The sequence below is a fragment of the Streptomyces sp. NBC_01260 genome, from assembly GCF_036226405.1.
GTDB lineage: Bacteria > Actinomycetota > Actinomycetes > Streptomycetales > Streptomycetaceae > Streptomyces > Streptomyces laculatispora.
Window position 1 is genome coordinate 8,606,038 of record NZ_CP108464.1, and the last position, 19,636, is coordinate 8,625,673.

A 19,636-nucleotide genomic window follows, 5' to 3' on the forward strand; every position below is an offset into this window, starting at 1 on the left:
ATGAATCTCGACCGCCTGACCGCGATCGATGTCCACACGCACGCAGAGGTCTCCACGAAGGGCAGATCCTCCCTCCCGGAGGATCTGCACGAGGCATCGAGCGGCTACTTCAAGGTCGAGGGCAGCCGGAAGCCGACGCTCCCCGAGCTGGCCGCCCACTACCGGGAGCGGCAGATGGCCGCCGTCGTCTTCACCGTCGACGCGGAACACGCCACCGGCACCGCGCCCGTACCCAACGAAGAGGTCGCCGAGGCCGCCGCGGCCAACCCGGACGTCCTCATCCCCTTCGCCTCCATCGACCCCTTCCGGGGGAAGGCCGGGATCCGCGAGGCGCGACGGCTGGTCGAGGAGTACGGGGTCAAGGGGTTCAAGTTCCACCCCAGCATCCAGGGTTTCTTCCCCAACGACCGGATGGCGTACGGGCTGTACGAGGTCATCCAGGAGACCGGGACCATCGCGCTCTTCCACACCGGCCAGACCGGCATCGGCGCAGGCGTCCCCGGAGGAGGCGGCATCCGCCTCAAGTACTCCAACCCGCTGTACGTGGACGACGTCGCCGCGGACTTCCCGTACCTCAAGATCATCCTGGCGCACCCCTCCTTCCCCTGGCAGGACGAGGCCCTCGCCGTCGCCACCCACAAGCCCGGGGTCCACATCGACCTCTCTGGATGGTCGCCCAAGTACTTTCCGCCGCAACTCATCCAGTACGCCAACACGCTGTTGCAGGACAAGGTGCTCTTCGGTTCCGACTACCCGGTGCTCAGCCCGGACCGCTGGCTCGCCGACTTCGAGAAGCTGCCCATCAAGGACAGCGTCCGGCCCAAGATCCTCAAGGACAACGCCGCCCGGCTCCTCGGACTCCTCTCCTGAAGGAGCGTCATATGCGTAACGAGGGCATCGGATCCTGGCCCGCCCGGCGGGCCAGGAAGACACCCCATCGCACCGCACTCGTCCACGGTTCCCACCGCCTCAGCTACGCCGGCCTGCACGAGCGCAGCACCAGGCTCGCGCAGGCGTTGCGCGCCGCCGGCGTCCGGCGCGGCGACCGGGTCGCGTACCTCGGCCCCAACCACCCCGCCTACCTCGAAACCCTCTTCGCCGCAGGCCTGCTGGGGGCCGTCTTCGTCCCTCTCAACACCCGTCTGGCCGCCCCCGAGATCGCCTACCAGCTGCGCGACAGCGGCACCTGCGCACTGCTCCACGCGCCCGAGTGCGCCGCTCTCGTCCCACGCGACGCACTGCGTACGGCGGTGGAGATCGGCCCCGGATACGAGGAGCTGCTCGCCGGAGCCGACGCCGCGCCGATCGACGAGGTGGTCGCCCCGGACGACCTCTGCCTGATCATGTACACCTCGGGCACCACCGGGAGTCCCAAGGGCGTCATGCTCACCCATGCCAACCTCGTCTGGAACGCGTTCAACGTCCTGGTCGACCACGACCTCACCGCCGACGAACGCGCCCTGGTCAGTGCCCCGTTGTTTCACACGGCGGCACTCAACATGCTGACCCTGCCGGTCCTGCTCAAGGGCGGCACCTGTGTGCTGGTCGGCTCCTTCGATCCGGCCGAGACCCTGGAGCTGATCGACGAGCACCGCATCACGTTCATGTTCGGCGTCCCCACCATGTACGACCTGATGGCCCGCCAGCCCGGCTGGGACGGCGCCGACCTCTCCTCGCTGCGGCTGCTCAACTGTGGCGGCGCCCCGGTGCCGACCCCTCTCATCCGCACCTATCAGTCCCGCGGCCTCACCTTCCTCCAGGGCTACGGAATGACCGAGGCGGCCCCGGGAACGCTCTTCCTCGACGCAGAACACGCGACGAGCAAGGCCGGATCGGCCGGTGTCCCGCACTTCTTCAGCGATGTGCGGGTGCTCGGCCCTGACGAATGCCCCACGCGCCCCGGCGCACTGGGCGAGGTCGTGGTCCGCGGCCCGCACGTTGCCGCCGGCTACTGGGGGCTGCCGGAGGAGTCCGCCGAGGCCTTCCGTGACGGCTGGTTCCACAGCGGGGACGCAGCCCGCGTGGACGAGGACGGCTATGTCACCATCGCCGACCGCATCAAGGACATGTACATCTCCGGGGGAGAGAACGTCTCCTCCGCCGAGGTCGAACTCGCCCTGCTGGCCCACCCCGATGTGGCGGAATGCGCGGTGATCGCCGTCCCGGACGAGAAATGGGGCGAGGTCGGCCGGGCAGTCTTCGTCGCCCGGGAAGGCAGCGAGCCCGACCCCCAGGAGGTGCTGGCCTCACTGGCCGGAGTACTCGCCAGATACAAGATCCCCAAATCGGCGGTACGGGTGGGACAGCTGCCGCGTAACGCCTCGGGGAAGCTCCTGAAGGCCAAAGTCCGTGCTCAGTACGGAAACTGACAACCAGACAAGGAACTCAGCCATCATGACCGTCACCGTCAACGGGATGGATGAACTCAAATCCCTCGCCGGGTCCGAGCTGGGCACCAGCGACTGGATCGACATCACCCAGGACCGGATCAACGGCTTCGCCGACGCGACCGAGGACCATCAGTGGATCCACACCGACCCCGAGCGCGCCGCCGCCGGCCCCTTCGGCGCCCCCATTGCCCATGGGTATCTGACGCTGTCGCTGTTCATCCCGCTCTTCACAGGGCTGTTGGACGTCCAGGGCGTCAGTACCAAGGTCAACTACGGCCTCAACAAGGTCCGTTTCCCCGCGCCGGTTCCTGTGGGATCGCGCATACGCCTCGTGGCGCGCCTCACGGCGGTCGACGAGGTCTCCGGGGGACTGCAGATCACCGTGGACGGGACGGTCGAGATCGAGGGCGGGACGAAGCCGGCTGCCGTGCTGCAGAGCCTGTCCCGCTTCTACGCCTGAACCGTCCGTCCGGGCTCGCGCATTGGATTCCGGTCGCGGGCGCCGGTGGTCTCTGCCAGGGAGATGCCGGCTCTGCGACGAGACCGATCTGATCCCTTTCGGCTGGCCCGAAGAGAGTTCTTCAACAAGAACTGCGAGTGATCGCCGAGTTGTGGCCGGGCGCGTCCGCGCTCCCGGCCACAGCCCAGGGCCTCGGCCGCCGGCGGACCTCGGCCAGCAGGCTGCAGCTGCCGGACGGCGGGCGGAAGGAAGCCACGCCCTCCGTGTGGCTGTGGAACGCACGCCCGCCACCCGGGCCGGCGGGGTCGGCCTTCCACGGACCGCGTCCGCGGGGCGGGCCCCGGAAGCTGCCGGGTCGCCTCGCGGTTCGCGGGGACGACTGCCTCGTAGCCGAGGCTCCGGACTCGCGTCCGCCAGGAGGCATCGGTCCCGCCTGGTCATGCAGGGTGGCGTTTGTCGTGCATCAGCTGGTGCTGTCAGCCGGTCTCGTCGAAGGGCGCGCCGGTGGACAGGGACGGGTCGAGCAGTCCGGCGCTGAGTTCGGTCACGGGCTGGAGGGCGGCCCGGGGGATGCCGAGTTGCCGGCGGGCTCGGTGGACGGCGGCGAGCTGACAGGCGGCCGTAGATCCCCAGTCGAAGAACGAGAGGGCCTGCTCCGGGGTGGCCAGGACACGGGTGCAGGTGTGGCCAGTGACCGGATCGGGCCGTGCGGGGCCAATCTCGGTGAGTGCTGCGGCGTAGCGCAGGTACCCGCGCTGTGCTGGGGGATCGGTGACGTGTCCGAGGAGCAGCGGAGCCCCGAGCCGGGCTGCTGCTTCCTCATCAACTTCTCGGCGCAGGGTGGACACGAGGTCGCCCTGGTCCTGTTCCTCGGGAGTTCCGCCGGGAAGGGTGGCCACTCCGGTGTCGGGTTCGAGGAGGACGAGAACGCGACCGTCCGGCGCGAACAGCCACGCCCAGACCTGGTTGACAGTGAGCCCCTGCGGCGCCGCGCCGTCGTGCCACGGGTAGCGGTAGGTGGGGCGAGCTGTCCGCAGGACCGCGAGGCGGTCCAGGACGGTGGGTGCGATCGGCAGACCGTTCTCCAGAAGCACGGGGCCGGCCGCGTTGATGCGGGCGCGCAGTGCGGACAGGGCGCGGCGGGCGTCGGCCGGGGAAAGCAGGTCGGGCAGCCGAGAGGGCTCGACGAAGTCGATTCCTGTGATCTCGCTCGGAGGCAGGCGGATCCCGGCGATCCGGTCGTCGTCCCAGATGCCGCCGTCGAAGACGTGCAGGATCTCACCGGGAAACCGCATGGGCGCGGGTGCGTCGGCGCTGTCGGCGCTGACCCAGTCGACGGCCAGACCCTGATCGACGACAGCGGTGACGCCGAGCTCCTCCATCAACTCGCGGGCGGCGCCGTGGGCGGGGGACTCGCCCTCGTCAACGGCACCTCCCGGCAGGAGACAGGTGGCGCGATAGTCGACGTACTGGATCAGAACGTGCCCGAACTTGTTGGTGATCAGCACGGAGGTTCCGGCCCACAGTGCGGCGGAGGCCCGCAGCGCTCCGTATTCCTCGTCGGTCATCGAGGGGCCGGGCAGCTCGTCGGGGGCAGAGGGCGTCGTCATGGTTGTCCGATCCGCAATGGGGCGAACGAGCGGATGAAAGAGACCGGCGGCGAGGCGGTCAGGGGGTTGGCCGACGGGTGTCGCCCGGTACGGGTCCGGGCATGAGGCGCGTGAAGCACTCCGTCTGGATGATCTTGTGACGGGATACTTCGGGCACGCGGGCGAGGATGCCGGGCAGGGACTGCTCGCGGGCGGCTGCGCCTTGATGGGCGAGGATCGCACGCCACTTGGTCGCGGCCCACGGGGAGACATCGACGACCGTGGTCACATACGTGTCCGGGACGCTGAGAGTGAGCCGCCACACGGCCCGTCAGCTCCTGGAGTCGCGGACCTGTGTGTGGCAAAGGGCCCGGCCCTTCCGCATACCGGGAAACGACTCGCGGATTCCGCGGCGGAGCGAACACCGGCCGGAGCTCTTGCCGGGCCGTGGGCCCCGTCATGACGGGTTGCCCAGGAGAGCAGCCGCGCCCGCGTTCAGAAGCTGCTTGCCGGCCCGCCGCCCGGTGCGGGCAGGGTGGGTGTCGGGACCGGACGCGATCGTGCGGATCGGGGTGCCGCCGGCCGGGTCGAGGACGACGGCGTGCACGGTCACGCTCTCGGCTGCGGGGTCGTGGACGGCATGGACGGACGCGGCGGTCAAACAGTCGCCGTGCAGGGTGGCGAGCGCAGCGCGCTCGGCGTCCAGCACGATGCGGGTCGGGTGATGAGTGAGCGGGGCCAGCAGGTTTGCGGTGGTGGGGTCGTCGCTGCGGTGCTCGATGACGATGACCCCCGCGCCCGAGGCGGGCAGCCATTGGGTTGGATCAAGGATCTGCGAGGCGCGCTCGGCAAGACCAAGGCGGCGCAGTCCGGCCAGTGCGGCGATCATGACGTCGACCCCGAGGGTTCCGGAATCGAGGCCGGACAGCCTGCTGTCCGCGTTCCCTCTGATCGCAACCGGTTCCAGCTCGGGGTACAGGGTGCGCAGGAGCGCTGCCCTTCGGGGTGCGCTGGTGCCGACCCGGGTGCCGGGCGGCAGGTCGGCGAGTGTGGCCGGCGAGTGCCCGGAGGGGAGAACGAGGACATCGCGGGCGTCCTCACGGGGCAGGACCGCACCGACCGTGATGTCCGGTGCCCGGTCGTGCGGGCTGGGCAGATCCTTCGCGCAGGAGATGGTGGCCTCGACCCGGCCGTCCAGGAGACGGGTGTCGGCGGACCGGGTGAAGGCGCCCTTCCCGTCGGTGTGGCTGAGCGGGTCGCGGTGCCGGTCGCCCTCGGAGACGATGGTGACGATCTCCAGGCAGATCCCGGGGTGACGACTGCGAAAGAGTTCGGCGAAGTGCGCGGTCTGCTCCATGGCCATGGGGCTGGGCCGGGTGCCCAGCCGTACCGGCCGGGTCGTGAACGTACTGGTCATGTGGTGTGATCCGGCTCTCGAGATGGGTCGGTTGGTGGTGTGCAGAAGGGCAGGGGCCGCCTTCAGGGCCTGGTAGGGGTGTATTCGGTGGTGTCGATGCCGTGCCCGCTCCGGTGCAGCCAGGTATTCGCGGCGTCGTGGTGGTCGACGGCCCGGCGCCGCCGGTGGGCCCGCACGGCCTCGCCGCGCCTGGCGTCACCGGGGTACTCCCGGCCGGCCTCCATCCAGTCGTGGATGCCACACGCTCGACGCGAAGCACCAGGTGGTGGAAGTGGGCGTCGAGCTCCTGAAGGGGGCCGAACCGCTCGTCGGTGTAGCCCTCGTCGAGAATGGTCATGGGTGCAAGGACGGGGCCGTCCGTGTGAGTTCCACGACGGAGAGCACCGGGATCACCATCGAGCTGATCGAGCTGCCGGTCACGCCGGCGCTCTGCCCGATCAAGGACGTCCGGAAATTGCGATGCCGCCACAGCGGCGTTTCGACAGGTGCAGAGGAGTCAGCGGAGGAGGTCACGCAGTACCTCCTCCGCCTCGTCCATGCGGGCGCACAGCACACCCAGTGCCTCGTGGCGGGCGCGCCCGTACGCCTCCAATTGAGGGGTGACCGCGGCCGGGGCGTCGAGTGGTTCGGAGAGCGGGTACACCGAGCACGCCAGATAGCCCGCCGCGACCCGTGGCACCGTCAGGAGGTCCTTGACCGGCATGGCCGGGTTGGCCTCCCGGTAGGCGGCGACGGCCGTGGCCAGGCCGGTGGGCCAGCCCGGGGTACTCAGGACCGTACGCGGATCGAGCACAATGCGCCCCAGCTCCCACATCGGGCTGCGGTGCGCCGGCGGCCGGAAGTCGATGACCGCGGCGACCTTCTCGTTTTCCAGCATCAGGTTGAGGGAGGAGAGGTCGCCGTGGACGACCTGCGTGGCGAGGGTCGAGGGGAGCGCATCGAGCATGGACGCCGCGGCGGGGAGCCCATCCAGCCGTTCCCGGGCGGTGTCCCTCGCCCATGCTCCGAAGGCGGAACGCGGGGCCTGTTTTGCATAGCGGGCGAGCAGCCGTTCCAGCCGCTGCCTGCCTCGTGCGACGTCGCAGACCTCGCGGGACGGGGTGCGGCGGGGCGGCCCGTCCGGATGCCGCGCGAGCGTGCGGTGCAGTCGGCCCACGGTCTCGCCGACGGAGGCCCACCGCTCGCCGTACAGACCGCTGTCCGCTGTCTCGGCGCCTTCGGCGAACGCGGTGACGGACACCGAGAACCCGCCATCTGTGGCGAGCGGATCGCCGCCCTGGGTACGGCGCAGTCCCGGCACCGGGACCCCGCCGAGCGCGGCGAACTCGGCCAGCTCGAGGGCGCGCCGTTCGGCGTCCAGATCTGTGTTCTCCGGATATGCCTTCACGAACCACCGACGGCCGTCGGTGGCCTGGGCCACGTAGTTGCACGTGGCGGTCCCGGACGGTCCTTCGCAGACGTCGGTCGGGAGGATGCGGTAGTGCAGCGCCAGGACTCCCGCCACGACCGTGACGCCGGACCGAGTGCTCATCGCCGCCCCTGCGGCCTGCCGAGGCCGTTCAGCAGCCGGCCCGGACGGCGGGCGGTCGGCCGGGGGATGCTCGGCCGCGTGCCGGCGGATCAGGTCACCGAGGCCGGGGCTCAGGCGCAGCCGGTCCAGCATGTCGGGGGTGAACCACCGCAGGAGGACACCTTCTTGCAGGTCCACCGTGTCGGGGTGCCCGTTCCAGCGTGCCGTGTAGACCTTGATCGGTACCGCGAGGCCGTCGACGCTCGTCGCCTCCTCCACCGCGTACGGCGTCAGGCCGACAGGTCCAAGACCGGGGGCCTCCTCGGCGAGCTCCCGCCGCACAGTTCCCTCCAGGCACCGGTCACCGCTCTCGCGGCCGCCGCCAAGCAGGGCGAACACCCCCGGCTCCCAGATGCCCTCACGCATATCCCTCAGATGAAGCAGGTAGCGGCCGTAGCCGTCGTAGACCAGGGCTGACGCGTTCACGGGCTCGGGCTGCCCGTCGAGCCCAGCGGCTTCGGCGTCCAGCAGCTTGGCGCGCAGCGTCGGGGACCTGACGTCGGCGAACGCAAGCCACTGGGCACCCGAGACCTCTTCGTCCTGCAGCCGGAGCGGCGGCAGCTGCTCGGTGCTGACGTAGAAGGCGAAGCGGAAGTCGAAGTGCTGGTGGCTCGGCTCGCCCTTGGCCGGATCGGCGTCGATACCGTGGACGTCGATGTCGACCGGCGTGCCCAGGAACTGCGGGGTCAGGCACAGGTCCCCGGGCCGGATCCCCGTTTCCTCGGACACTTCGCGCAGGGCCGTGGCCAGGAGGCTCCGGTCCGCCTCGCCGTGGCCGCCCGGCGCGAGCAACAGCCCCGTGGCCTTGTGGCCGATGTGCAGTACACGCCGGTGGCGGTCGATGACGACCGCGCTGCAGGTGACGTGGCCGGGCAGAGTCGCGCGACTGGACGGGTCGTCAGGGCCGTCCAGGACGGCCGTCAGCCCGGCCAGGGACTCTCGCTCCTGCGGATGCCGAGCCAGATACGTCTCGGCGGCCGCGCGGATGTGGGAGCGGGTGACCGGCACGTCAACACCTCGGGGAAGCATGGAAGGACTGACGGACGGGGCGGCGGAGTACGTGGTGGTCGTGGGCGCGGCCGGAGCTCCTGAAGTGGTTCCGGCGCCCCTCATGCGCGGGTTCCGTACTTTTCGTCGTCCGCCTCGGAGGTGACCTGATAGGACAGCAACTGCTGGAACAGGCCGTCTTGTTCGGCCAGGTCCTTGTACGTGCCCTCTTGCACGACCCTGCCCTCGTCGAGGACCACGATCCGGTCGGCGACGGCCACGTTCGTGATCCGGTGTGTCACCAGCAACACCACGCGGTCCCGGGCCAGGTCCCGCAGCCGCTGGAAAATCCTGTACTCGGCGCGCGGATCAAGGTTCGCGGTCGGCTCATCGAGGACCAGCAGCCCGGCCTCGCGGAAGAACGCCCGCGCGAGGGCGACGCGCTGCCACTGGCCCCCGCTCAGCTCCTCCCCGTTCAGCCACTCGCGGGCAAGGAGGGTGTCCAGGCCGGCGCCGAGCTTGTCGACGACCTCGTCGGCGTCGGCGGCCTCGCACGCTTCACGTACCGCCGCGTCACCGCGGGCCGTGGGCTGCCCCTGAGTCACGTTCTCGCGCACCGTCAGCGGCCAGTGCGCATAGTCCTGTGGCACCAGAGCGACCTGTTGCCACAGCGCCTGCGGATCGGCGTCGTCGGTGGGGACACCGTCCCACAGCACCTGCCCGCCCGTGGGCAAGTACAGACCGCTGACCAGCTTCGACAAGGTCGACTTCCCCGAGCCGTTGAAGCCCACCAATGCGGTGACCTCGCCGCGGCGCAGGGTGAGCGAGACGTCGGACAGTGCGTCCTGGTCCTTCCCGGCGTAGCGGTGCGAGACCGACTTGATCTCGATCTCGCTCGGCGGCTTCGGACGGTGCTCGCCGCGGCGCATGGTGTATCCGCCGGCCAGGTCGAGGAATCTGCTCCAGTCGTCCATGTAGAGGCCCGTGCGCACGGCACGGGCCCCGACGGCGACCAGGCCGCGTACCGACTGGCCCACCGTCTGCAGAGCGAAGACAGCCGTCGCGGCGTGCCCGACGTTGATACGGCCGGTGGCCAGCAGCCATACCACCGCCGCCCAGACCACGGCCGATCCGAGGCCGCCGCACAGCGCGCCGACCAGCGACATGCGGGCGCCCTTGTCGGCCGCGGTGCGGTCCTCGCGGTTGATCCGGGCGACCGTCTGCCGGTACCGGCCGGACAGGAAGTCGGCCATGGTGCCGGCGCGGATCTGGTCGGCTGCCTCGCGGGTGAAGATGTGCCAACGCAGCACCGACAACATGCGGTTGTCGCCGTTGCTGCGGAGATTGGCCAGGTAGCGGACCCGGGCGGCGCTGATCTGGGCGAGGGCCTGCGGCAGGCTGGCCGCGACGAGGAGAGGAAGGAGTACCCAGCTCACTCCGGCGAGGACGATGGCGCCGGCGAGGAAGGAGGCGGCCGAGGCGATCAGGTCCTGGCCCTCGTTGATCAGGTCGCCGGTGACCTGCGCTCCGCGGTCGGCGGCTTCCCGGTCGCGGTTGAAGTCGGGGTCGTCGTAGGCGGACAGCTCCACCGTGGCGCAGCCGGTGAGCAGCATCTGCTCGGCTTCGCGCGACATGAGTGGGCTCAGTCGCAAGGAGAGCCAGCTGACGGTGATCCCCAGCAGTGCCCGCACTCCGGACGCGGTGGCCAGCAGGGCCACGGACGGCCATGCCTGCAGGAGTCGGTGGTAGACGTCTCCGCTGGTCAGCAGCGCGGTGAGGGTGCCGCTGATCGCGATCAGGCCCAGGGCCTGCATCACGCCGGCGACCGCCTGGCACAGCAGGAGGCCGGTGGTGGCCCGTCGGTCGACGCGCCAGGCGAGTGCCAGCGACCGCCGGACCAACTGGGGCAGGCGCCGGGCCATGTCACGCATCCGGATGGAGCGTCCGGCCGCTTCGCGGCTGCCTGTCAGGTCCACGTACCGCATCTCCGGCGCGGCAGAGGACGAAGAGGGTGCCGTCGAGCTGTCGCACGGCTCGGGTTCAGGGCAGACGTCCGGCTGGTCCTTCGGGCCGGCAGGCGGTGTCGCGGATGGCGGCAGCAGGGGGGTGGCGCGCGGCCCTGGGACACTGTCGGCTGATGCACCGGTGGGCTCGCTCATGCCGCCCGTCCCAGATCCGGTCGTGCTGAGCGGTGAGCGACGGCGTCATAGGCCGCCGCGTCGAGGGCGGGACGGGCTGTGGTGGGCTGCCGCTGTTCGAGTCCAAGAGGCTGATGCACGCGAGTGAGTACAGGATTCATGGCGTCCTCCAGATGAGCGCGTGAGGGGTACTGGTGCTCCATGAACGCCCCGCAGTGGTCCGTGACGGGCTTTGCGGGGTCGGATCGGTCATGGGGCGCAAGGCTCTGTGGCCGCAGCGGCGGGAGAGCCGCTGTCTGTGGGCCGGTGGTTGGATCGGGTCAGGGGCGGGCTCAACGTCGTCCCCTTTGCTGGTCGCGGCTCGGTCGAAGGTATTAACGACGTAGCCGGAATTTCGAACACACGTCTTTCGGTCGGGCCGGGTTCGTGGCGTTGAGCGGTTCGCGACGCGTGTGTATTACATGGACCCTTGGTGGGCAAGAGCGTTGCGGTGAGGGCCGGTTGGCCGAAACGCTGGTGTTGCGCAGGTCGGGCCGCCGTGCCCTCGATCATCCGATTTCACCCCGACTGCCCGCCGGAAGCGCTGCTGCGACTGGACGACTTCAGCCACCTGATCGTCACCTGGCACTACAGTCAATCCTCGCGCAATGACGTCGCGCATCACGCCCGCAGGCCACGCAACGACCCCCGCTGGCCCCCATCCGGCACACACGCACACCGAAACCACCGGCGCCCCAACCAACTCGCCGTCAGCTTTCCCAGACTGATCGAGATCAAAGGGCTGGACCTCTACGTCACAGACCTCGATGCAGTCGACGGGACCCAGTCATCGACGTCGGCCCCTACTTCCAGCAGATGGGACCTCGCGGAGAGATTCGGCAACCCGACTGGCCCGCCGAAATGCTCACGAACTACTGGGCCGACGCCAACGAGCGATAGCCCACGGCAGAAGCGAGACTCGGGCTGGCCCCTGGCCGGACTCAGCTCAGCAGGCGTTCGGATCCGCTTGAAGGATCTGCGCACTCCAGGTGCCCACTACAGGACTGCGCGGGTGGAAGACGTTCGGCTGCACCGGGTCGCACGTCACCAGGCACCACTTGAGTGACATGCTGCGGGGCCCGTCACGCAAGTCCACCTGCAGCAGCAGCCCGGTCCGGCCTCGGCGGCGGGCTCTGTGGATCAGATAGCGAGAACGCCATTTCAACCGGCCGTCGAAGTCGCTATTCACCTGCACCGCAACATCCCCCACCCTCCCCCCATTCTGTCACCCCACCAAGTCCCCAGACGCCTCAGGCTGGCACGGACAGGCGAGATCCGGTGAGAGATACGACCGGCAGAGCGTGAGGGCAGAAGTCTGCCGGAGATCAACGGTGACACGGCCCTCAGGCTAACGGGAAGTCAGCCCGCTGAACGGACCTGTTCGAGGGCTGTGGAGCCTCGGAAGGCGCCGGGCTCGCGGACCAGGACTTCCAGGTAGTGGTCCAGATCCAGACGGACCGCGCCCTTCGCCATCAGCCGTTCGTGCCGCGCCACTTCCACGTTCTGGTCCTAAACCACCAGATGGGAAGCGTGCAGCACGACTCGCACGCGTTTGCCGATCAGCCGGATCGGAACGAGTAGCGGTTGGTACGGACCGGGATCAGTCCGTAGCGGCCGACCCGCCGGGTGAACAGACGCCCCGTCTCGAACGGTTTCTCGGGCAACGGCATCAGCAGCGGCTGTTCGCGTGCGAAGTACTCCGCGACCCGTCTTGGCCCCTGGACCCGATGCGCCGGGCGTCGTCCTGCCGGCCCCACTGCTCGACCATCTCGTCCAGCTCGGCGAGCGAGGAGACCTCGGGGACGGGAACGAAGTGGCGAAGACCGCGACCGTCTACCTGGCCGGACTCCACATCGCCGGCATCTTCCTCGGGCCGCACGCTGATCGCCACGAGATCGATCAGCCCCAGGTGAGCGGGTCGAGATGGAGGTAGAAGCGCAGGCGTTCGTCGTCTAGGGCGATGCCGTACCTCTCGGCGAACGCCCTGTCAGCCGCCCGCCCCTGCTCCTCGTCTGCCCATGTCTCTCGCGCGTTGGCGAGCAGTAGCGCCAAGTCGGCGTAGCGGTCGGCCAGTCCGAGGCGGCCCAGGTCGATAAAACCTGACACGTCCAGGGTCCGCGGATCGAGGATGATATTGGGCAGGCACAGGTCCCCGTGGCAGACGACTGTGTCGGCAGCTTCCTGTTCCCGTCGCCGCGGGACCTGCTGGGCGAGGCGGTCCAGCAGCTCCGCAGCGGGCGTGTGCTGCTGCTCAACGGGAAGGAACTCCGGGTTGACGGCGTCACGGGCCACGACGTCGCGCGCCACGGCGACCATAGAGTCCAGGCCCCGGCGGAATGGGCACTGCGACACGGGCACCTGGTGCAGCCGGCGGACCGCGTCCGTGATGCGTTCCCAGGCGTTCCGCAGGTCGTCAGTGGACACCTGATCAGCAGGTATGCCGGAGACGGCTCTGGTCACCAGACAGGCGCCCACCTCACCGGAGTGCCAGTCGAGCGCTCGAGGACCAGGTACGCCCTGATCGTTCAGCCATGCGACCCGGTCGCGCTCGGCCTTCAGGTCGGCTGCATCCGCAGCAGGCACGCACTTGGCATACCGGGTGGCGTCCGCGCTGCGAAAGACGGCTGCTCCCGATTCGCCCACGGCGACGGGCAACCAGGCGCTGTCGTCCACGCCGAGCAGCACCGGCGATACGGTCCAGGGTTCGGGGCGATCGCTCATGGCCTCCACTCTAACTAGCGACAACGTGACCGAGGCCGAGACCGTTGAGAGGTCTGAGGCGACGCCGTCGAAGTCTGTGGACGACCGGCTGACTGACGAGCTGGTGGGCCGGGCTCAGGCCGATGGCCTCCAGCTCAGCGATCTCAGCAGCCGTTGCCGGCGGTCGGAGTGCTTCGTGGTCCGCCGGTGAATGGGCAGCCAGCCATGACTCGAACCGAGTCCATGCCTGATCAAACAGAACGAGATCCGTCGATGTCACGGGCGGACCGCAGACGGCGGGTCTGACAAGAGATGCTGCGATGCCTTCGCCGACGACGCGCCGGCCGCGCCGGAGCCCGGCGCGGTCCCACCCGGAATGTCCTGGGCGCATCGGGCACTGGCCCTGCTCGACCTCCGTCACGCCCGATGGGAGTCCGCCCGCACCCGCCTGGCCGCCCTTCACACCGGACCGGCGAGATACCGGCTCTCCGGCCTGCGCCGCATTCCTGACCTGGTCGAGGCAGCAGTGCGGGTTCGACCGGCCGGATGATGCCCGCGAGCGGCTCGCACGGATCGCGGACCGGGCATACGATGCCACGCGTTGTACAGGGTCAGGACAGGCTGCCGCGGAGGGCGTTGACGCGCTCGGCGCCTGCGTCGAAGGCCGGCCCGTCGAGAGTGCCGGCCGTCAGCGCGTCGCTCAGCGCGGTCACCGCCTGGTCCCCCTGGGCGGCGTCGCGGCCCGAACACAGGATCAGGTCCATGCCGGCCGTGGCGGCCAGTACGGCGCGCTCCGCCGTGCTGCCGTAGGCCCGCAGAGCCCCGGCCTCCAGGGCGTCGGTGACCGTCACGCCCCGGAAGCCGAGCCGGTTGCGCAGCTCGCCGACGATGGTCGGGGACAGGCCGGCGGGCCGGTCGGCGTCCAGCGCCCGGTAGACGGCCCAGGACAGCATGACCAGCTTGGTCCCGGCAGAGATCGCCGCTCGGTACGGAGCCTCGTCGATGCTGCGCAGCGTCGACGCGGACGTCGTGAGGGTGACGGGACCCAGGTCGGTGTTCTGGTTCGCGGAGGCGGGGCCGAGGCCGGGGAAGTGCTTGGCGGTGGCGGCCACCCCGGCGTCCTGCTGCGCGGTGATGAAGGCCGAGCCGCAGGTGCCCACCGCCTCCTGGTCCTTGCTGTACGACCGCTTGTACTGGTCGGTGAAGTCGCCGGCCGCGCGGTACACGTCGAGCACCGGCGCCAGGTTGACGTTCATGCCGACGCCCGCGAGGTTCATGCCCGCACCGCTGCCGGTGAACTCCGCCCGTCCCTCCGGGTCCGCGGAGGCACCGACTTCCTTCGCGGACAGCACAGGCTCGCCGGGCAGGCGGCGCACCAGGCCACCCTCTTGGTCGGTCATCAGGAGCAGCGGGGCCGTCACGGGCGCGGAGGCGTTCGCCTCGTTCATCTCCTGGATGACGCCCTCGATCTGGCTCAGGCTCTTGATGTTCTCCCCGAAGAAGATCACCCCGGCCGTACGGCCCTGCCTGATCGCGTCCATCAGCCGGGCCGGAGGCGTGAGTCCCGGGTAGGAGTGGATGACGCACTGCCCGGCGCGCTGTTGCGGGGTCAGGGCGGCCAAGGGGGAGCGTGCCCTTTCGGGATTTCGTACGGCCGCGTCCGCACGGCCGGCCAGCCCCAGCCCGCCGGCCAGGGCCGCCGTTCCGGCGAGCAGAGCGCCGCGCCTGCTGAGGGGCTGTGGTGTCGAGCTCATGACTCTCTCCTTCGCGAACTGTCGTTGTGCCCGGCCGGGGCAGTCGGCCGCAACTCCGGGTCGGAGCAGGGCAGCCGGCCTGCTCCGACCCGCGGTACCGATCACGTCGGGGTCGCAATCCTCCCGGACGTGGTCACCGGGCTCCGGGACCCGCTGTCACGGGGTGTTGTTGGCCAGGGCAAGCAGTCGGGAGCGATCGCCGCTGAAGCGGTCGCGGTCGACGTTCCCGGAGATGCCGCTCACCGAGCCGGTGGACGTGTACTGCCACACGGTCCAGAACGGGAATCCCTGCGGAATGCTGGGGCTGCCCGCGGAGGTCCAGTGGGCCACCCACAGCGGGCTCCTGGTGGACATGCCCGTCCAGCCACCGGTGCAGGAGTTCCACCAGCTCGGGCTGGTGTAGATCACGACGTCGCGGCCGGTACGGGCCTTGTACGTGTTGTAGAAGTCGAGGATCCAGGACTGCATCGCCGCGGGCGTCTTGCCGTAGCAACTGCCCTCGATGTCCAGTACGCCGGGGAGTGTCAGGTTGTCGCGGGACCAGGCGCCACCGTTGCCGGCGAAGAAGTTCGCCTGCGCCGCGCCACCGGACACGTCGGGCCGCGCGTAGTGGTACGCGCCCCGGATCACGCCGGCGTTGTAGGCGCCCAGGTAGTTGGCGCTGAACGTGGGGTCCTTGTACGAGGTGCCCTCGGTCGCCTTCATCCAGGCGAACTCGATGCCCGCGCCGCGGACCGAACTCCAGTTGATGCTGCCCTGGTAGCTGGAGACGTCCATACCAACGGGGTTCGCCAGAAGGTCCGTATCTGGTGTCGTGTCGAGGTTCAGCTGCCGGGTGTCCGGCTTGAAGTGCTTGCTGTCCTGGACGTAGCCCACGCCCATGTAGCCCTTGCCCGGTGGCACGGCGCTGTCGGACGCCAGTGGCGCCGAGGAGGCGGTGCCCGACATCAGGCTGAGGGTCAGTGCGGCGCTCAGGCCGAGGACACCGGCCACGGTGAGTCTTTGCTGTACGGACTTGAGGGAAAGGCTCCGGGGGAACAAGGATTCCTCCTGCTTGGTGGGGGGTGAGATGCAGTGGTGCCGAGTGGTCCTTCGGTGCGGTGGATCTCGGCGCGCCGGTGTGGGAGCGGCGCGCCGGACAGAAAGGTCTGCGTGCATCCGGGCAGAAGCAGACGGCCGCGCTTCCCGTAGAGGGATCTACGCGCGTCCATTTGACGCGAACACGACACAGTCAGCCACAGGAGCGTGCCTGCGGTAAATAGTTTTCCGATTCGTTAGTGGTCTAGGCCTATCTGTACGCCGGTGAGCTGCGGAAACGGATTGACCTCGGCAGAACTTTCTTCAAGTGGTGTGAGCGGGAGAAGAATTGGCGGGTCGGTCGTCCAGATCGGGAGGGGAGCCCTATGAGGCGCAGCCGACGCGTGCCCACTGTCCGCCCTGGGGCTTATATGTCAGTCGCACTCGCTGTCGTCCGTGCCGTGACCTCAAGTGATCATCTGCTCGATCTGGTCCGGCGCATGCCGGATGTCCATGAGCTGCTCCGGTCGTTCTTCAGCTACGACATCGGGCGCAAGCGCTGCGGCGACGGCTTGACACTTGCCTCGGGGCGGCTTCTGGAGCCAATCGGCGGAGAGTTCGCCGGTGGCGCGTATCTCCTGTGCGCCGAGAAGGACGGCCGCCGGCCGATGCTCTTCGCCGGTTCCGAAGGCGAGGGCGGGCTGATCGCCGATGACCTGACGGGCGCGCTGGAGATCATCATCGGGCTGGCTTGGCAGGACTGCCTCACGTTCTCCGGCGGCGGCGATGTGGGGGGCATGCAGTCCACCGCCCAGTACCTGGAACGGTCACTGGTCAGGGACAACCCGCAGATTGCCGAGGAACGTGCCGCTGTGGCCGCGGCCCTGTCCCTGCGCGTTGTCCCTGTCGCCGACCTTGTCATCCGGCTGCAGGAATCCGCTTCGAGAACCGAACCCGACTACGTGGTTGCTGAGGACGGGCAGGCGTACGACTCGCCGTTCGGCGAGTACTCGGAGCCTCGTCTCGGCGGCCGGCGCTGAAACGGGCGATGTCCGGGGCGTCAGCCGCGTCGGCCGCACCTCTCTGATGGGCAGGTGACGGGCGTCCGGGACGAATGCGTGCGCACGCGGCACAACCATCTTTGCTTTTCGCGGGTCACATCAAGTGGGAGCAATCCGCTCTCAGGGACACAAGGGGGATATATGAGAAGCGCACGTAATGTCGCGACCGTCGGGGCGTTGACCACACTGGTGTTGGGCGCCACGGCTGCGTTCTGCACGACCGCCTCCGCCGCGCCCAATGTCACACCGCAGGGCGTCTGTGGTGGCGCCTACAAGACCGTGAACTCAGTGCCCGTCGGCTCGCTGGGCACCGCCTACCTGACGTACAACTCCGCGAACGGCAAGAACTGCGTCGCGACCATCCGTACCAACCCGGGCACGGCCAAGGACATGTCCACCTACGTCTACGTCTCCGACACCGACGACTGGGCCGGGGACTCCGGGAACTACACGTCGTACGCGGGGCCCGCCTACGTCTACGGCAAGGGCCACTGCGTGAGTTGGGGCGGCAACATCAGCAACGTGTACGTGTCGGTGGAGAACTCCAACTGTGCAAGGCTCAAGGAGCATCGGGTCACCGAAGTCCGCTGATCCGGCGCGCCACCCGGCCGCGAGGCCCCGTGCTGCCGCTACCCGGCGTCCGGCCGTCGTTCCGCTGACGGCTGGCGGGCGGGTATCCATGAGCCGTAGGCAGCGCGGGATCTCGCGGCGGGCCGCCACGCCCCGGCAGAGGTGGGGGCTACGTCCGTCGGGTTTGCCGCATTCGGCGGATGCCGTCTTCAGCACGGAGCGCGTGCGTCGTCGCCCCGCAGCAGTGGACGTGGACCGGTCACGTTGTGGACGTACATCAGCTGCGTGAAGTGCCCTCGGCGCGGGCGACCTTGTGGGCCCACAGAACCAGGGGAATCTGCAGGGGGAGCCGACCGAAGGCCGCGGCCCTCGGCAAGGCGGGGCGGTGTCGCCAGTCGAGGGCCATCTGGACATTGGCGGGAAAGACACCGACGAGGAAACCGGCGGTCGCGCGGGCCGCGATGCGCCGCGTCCGGGGGTGGACGAGTCCGGCGGCGAGCGCGCATTCGACCACGCCGCTCGCGTACGTCCACGCACGCGGCGTACCGGGCAGGACCCTCGGAACGGTCCCGTCGAACACCTTGGGAACCGTGACGTGGAGAACTCCGGCCCCGGCCGGCAGCCCGGCGAGGAGGAAGGGGGAGCGAGTCGTCCGGGGCATGGGTCTCCTTCAACGGCAGGTTCGTGACATGCTGCCATTCCCGGTGCGAGGGCGAGCCGGGTACGAAGCCGGTGGACGGGTCCGGGGCCCAGCCGGGATGTGGAGATCGCGGCCCGTGCGAGCCACGCCACCTCCACCACCCCTGTCAGGCAGGCCCTGCCGCCTCATCGCCGAGGGGGGTGCCTACTTGGCCGGCCACGGCGCTGAGGGCCGTTCCCAGCGGGAGCGCGATGCGGGTGACGGCGTGCCGGTCGCCCCGGGTCGGGTCCCGGTTGACGATCAGCACCGGCTTTCCGGCCTGGGCCGCCTGGCGGACGAACCGGAGCCCGGACATCACCGTCAGCGAAGAGCCAAGGACCAGCAGTGAGGTCGCCCCGCGGACCAGTTCGCGGCAGTGCTCGACCCGCAGCGGGGGCACGGCTTCGCCGAAGAACACCACGTCCGGCTTGAGGACGCCTTCGCAGACCGTGCAGGACACCGTGCGGAAGTCCCCGACCTGCTCGTCGGTGAGGTCGGCGTCACCATCCGGGTTGATCGCGGCAGCCACTGGCTCGAAGCCCGCATTGGCCTCCTCCAGCCGCCGCGCGACTTCGCGGCGCGAGGTGAAGGTGCCGCAGGAAAGGCAGACGACCCGGTCCAGGCTTCCGTGGAGTTCCACGATGCCCTCGCTGCCGGCGGCCTGGTGCAGGCCGTCGACGTTCTGGGTGATCACACCCGAGAGCAGGCCCTGCCGCCCGAACGCGGCCACGGCTCGGTGCCCGGCGTTGGGGCGGGCACGGCCGAAGGTGCGCCAGCCGAGGTGGCTGCGCGCCCAGTACCTGCGCCGGGCCTGGGCGCCGGCAGTGAAGTCCTGGTAGGTCATCGGGGTGTGCCGGCTCAGGCTCCCGCCCTCGCCACGGTAGTCGGGGATGCCCGACTCCGTGGAGATACCGGCCCCGCTGAGCACCAGGACGCCGCCGGTGCTCAGAGCGTCGGCGATCGGCTCCACATCCGTGGTGGCGGGCGGTAGGTCCTCGGTGGGGGACCAGCTCAGAGTGGGGCGCATGCGCATGCCTCAAGAGTACGGAACCGGGTGCCACCACCCGCGTGTGGCGTCGATGGCGCCGCAATGCCGCCAGAGGGTGTGAGCCCAGCGCTCCGTCGGTTGCCGGCCTCCCTCGCACCCGTCGTCGCCAAGCACCGCGACCAATCCCACGGCCGCCTCCTCCAGACGCTCACGCGTACGGCACGTACTGCCTCGCCGGCCGCCGACGGAGATACCGACGGAGCTGCCGGTCCCCGTG

20 protein-coding genes are annotated in these 19,636 nt (G+C 69.6%); 6 read left to right on the top strand and 14 right to left on the bottom strand.

Annotated elements, in window-relative coordinates; all coding sequences use genetic code 11:
• From OG322_RS38365 to OG322_RS38375, 3 genes are read left to right on the top strand one after another with little or no spacing between them, the layout of a single operon-like run.
• Window positions 1-870 carry an amidohydrolase family protein gene (locus OG322_RS38365; RefSeq protein ID WP_123465474.1) on the top strand — a complete coding sequence of 290 codons (870 nt, stop codon included), beginning with the start codon at window positions 1-3 and terminating at the stop codon, window positions 868-870.
• An 11-nt stretch (window positions 871-881) separates the two neighbouring features.
• Window positions 882-2,369, top strand: coding sequence for an acyl-CoA synthetase (locus tag OG322_RS38370; RefSeq protein WP_329307592.1), 1,488 nt, complete (start codon window positions 882-884; stop codon window positions 2,367-2,369).
• 25 nt (window positions 2,370-2,394) lie between these two features.
• Window positions 2,395-2,850, top strand: coding sequence for a MaoC family dehydratase (locus tag OG322_RS38375; protein WP_329307593.1), 456 nt, complete (start codon window positions 2,395-2,397; stop codon window positions 2,848-2,850).
• 476 nt (window positions 2,851-3,326) lie between these two features.
• Here OG322_RS38375 and OG322_RS38380 read toward each other — a convergent pair whose 3' ends face one another.
• From OG322_RS38380 to OG322_RS38405, 6 genes are all read right to left on the bottom strand, one after another.
• The gene (locus OG322_RS38380; RefSeq protein WP_329307594.1) at window positions 3,327-4,460 is read right to left on the bottom strand and encodes an NUDIX hydrolase; all 1,134 of its coding nucleotides are present in this window, start codon (window positions 4,458-4,460) and stop codon (window positions 3,327-3,329) included.
• Window positions 4,461-4,518: 58 nt separating this feature from the next.
• Window positions 4,519-4,764, bottom strand: a complete 246-nt coding sequence (locus OG322_RS38385; RefSeq protein WP_185095524.1) for a hypothetical protein — start codon at window positions 4,762-4,764, stop codon at window positions 4,519-4,521.
• Between the two features lie 132 nt (window positions 4,765-4,896).
• Entirely contained in the window at window positions 4,897-5,856 is a 960-nt protein-coding gene (gene hemC / locus OG322_RS38390; RefSeq protein WP_329307595.1) for a hydroxymethylbilane synthase, read from the bottom strand.
• A gap of 62 nt (window positions 5,857-5,918) precedes the next feature.
• The gene (locus OG322_RS38395; protein ID WP_164494503.1) at window positions 5,919-6,080 is read right to left on the bottom strand and encodes a hypothetical protein; all 162 of its coding nucleotides are present in this window, start codon (window positions 6,078-6,080) and stop codon (window positions 5,919-5,921) included.
• Window positions 6,081-6,352: 272 nt separating this feature from the next.
• Window positions 6,353-8,434, bottom strand: coding sequence for an NUDIX domain-containing protein (locus OG322_RS38400; protein ID WP_329307596.1), 2,082 nt, complete (start codon window positions 8,432-8,434; stop codon window positions 6,353-6,355).
• Between the two features lie 101 nt (window positions 8,435-8,535).
• Window positions 8,536-10,398 (bottom strand): ABC transporter ATP-binding protein, encoded by a 1,863-nt coding sequence (locus tag OG322_RS38405; RefSeq protein ID WP_124285938.1) that lies wholly within the window; start codon window positions 10,396-10,398, stop codon window positions 8,536-8,538.
• A 691-nt stretch (window positions 10,399-11,089) separates the two neighbouring features.
• On the opposite strand from OG322_RS38405, the gene OG322_RS38410 reads away from it, so the two are divergent.
• On the top strand, window positions 11,090-11,656 hold the full coding sequence (locus OG322_RS38410; RefSeq protein WP_329307597.1) for a TrmO family methyltransferase domain-containing protein: 567 nt from the start codon (window positions 11,090-11,092) through the stop codon (window positions 11,654-11,656).
• A 293-nt stretch (window positions 11,657-11,949) separates the two neighbouring features.
• Here the strand turns inward: OG322_RS38410 and OG322_RS38415 are convergent, their stop codons facing one another.
• From OG322_RS38415 to OG322_RS38435, 6 genes are all read right to left on the bottom strand, one after another.
• A complete protein-coding gene (locus tag OG322_RS38415) occupies window positions 11,950-12,090 on the bottom strand; it encodes a hypothetical protein (RefSeq protein ID WP_329307598.1) in 141 nt (46 codons plus the stop codon).
• 59 nt (window positions 12,091-12,149) lie between these two features.
• Complete coding sequence (locus OG322_RS41805; protein WP_398912312.1) at window positions 12,150-12,260, bottom strand: Mu transposase domain-containing protein; 111 nt, start codon at window positions 12,258-12,260, stop codon at window positions 12,150-12,152.
• Window positions 12,260-12,481, bottom strand: coding sequence for a hypothetical protein (locus OG322_RS38420; RefSeq protein ID WP_206432438.1), 222 nt, complete (start codon window positions 12,479-12,481; stop codon window positions 12,260-12,262). Before OG322_RS38420 ends, OG322_RS41805 begins: the two co-directional genes overlap by 1 nt.
• An 8-nt stretch (window positions 12,482-12,489) precedes the next feature.
• Window positions 12,490-13,311, bottom strand: coding sequence for an APH(3'') family aminoglycoside O-phosphotransferase (locus OG322_RS38425; RefSeq protein ID WP_123465487.1), 822 nt, complete (start codon window positions 13,309-13,311; stop codon window positions 12,490-12,492).
• Window positions 13,312-13,901: 590 nt separating this feature from the next.
• Window positions 13,902-15,044, bottom strand: a complete 1,143-nt coding sequence (locus tag OG322_RS38430) for a glycoside hydrolase family 3 N-terminal domain-containing protein (RefSeq protein ID WP_124285939.1) — start codon at window positions 15,042-15,044, stop codon at window positions 13,902-13,904.
• Window positions 15,045-15,200: 156 nt separating this feature from the next.
• The gene (locus OG322_RS38435) at window positions 15,201-15,992 is read right to left on the bottom strand and encodes a GH25 family lysozyme (RefSeq protein WP_260147244.1); all 792 of its coding nucleotides are present in this window, start codon (window positions 15,990-15,992) and stop codon (window positions 15,201-15,203) included.
• A 569-nt stretch (window positions 15,993-16,561) separates the two neighbouring features.
• On the opposite strand from OG322_RS38435, the gene OG322_RS38440 reads away from it, so the two are divergent.
• Window positions 16,562-17,101, top strand: a complete 540-nt coding sequence (locus OG322_RS38440; RefSeq protein ID WP_123465497.1) for a hypothetical protein — start codon at window positions 16,562-16,564, stop codon at window positions 17,099-17,101.
• Between the two features lie 162 nt (window positions 17,102-17,263).
• Window positions 17,264-17,713: a spore-associated protein gene (locus OG322_RS38445; protein ID WP_123465499.1), complete on the top strand. Its 450-nt coding sequence runs from the start codon at window positions 17,264-17,266 to the stop codon at window positions 17,711-17,713.
• A gap of 256 nt (window positions 17,714-17,969) precedes the next feature.
• Here the strand turns inward: OG322_RS38445 and OG322_RS38450 are convergent, their stop codons facing one another.
• Both OG322_RS38450 and OG322_RS38455 read right to left on the bottom strand, forming a co-directional pair.
• Window positions 17,970-18,353, bottom strand: a complete 384-nt coding sequence (locus OG322_RS38450; RefSeq protein ID WP_329307599.1) for a DoxX family protein — start codon at window positions 18,351-18,353, stop codon at window positions 17,970-17,972.
• Between the two features lie 145 nt (window positions 18,354-18,498).
• Entirely contained in the window at window positions 18,499-19,404 is a 906-nt protein-coding gene (locus OG322_RS38455) for an NAD-dependent protein deacetylase (protein WP_123465503.1), read from the bottom strand.
• Window positions 19,405-19,636 lie beyond the last annotated feature (232 nt).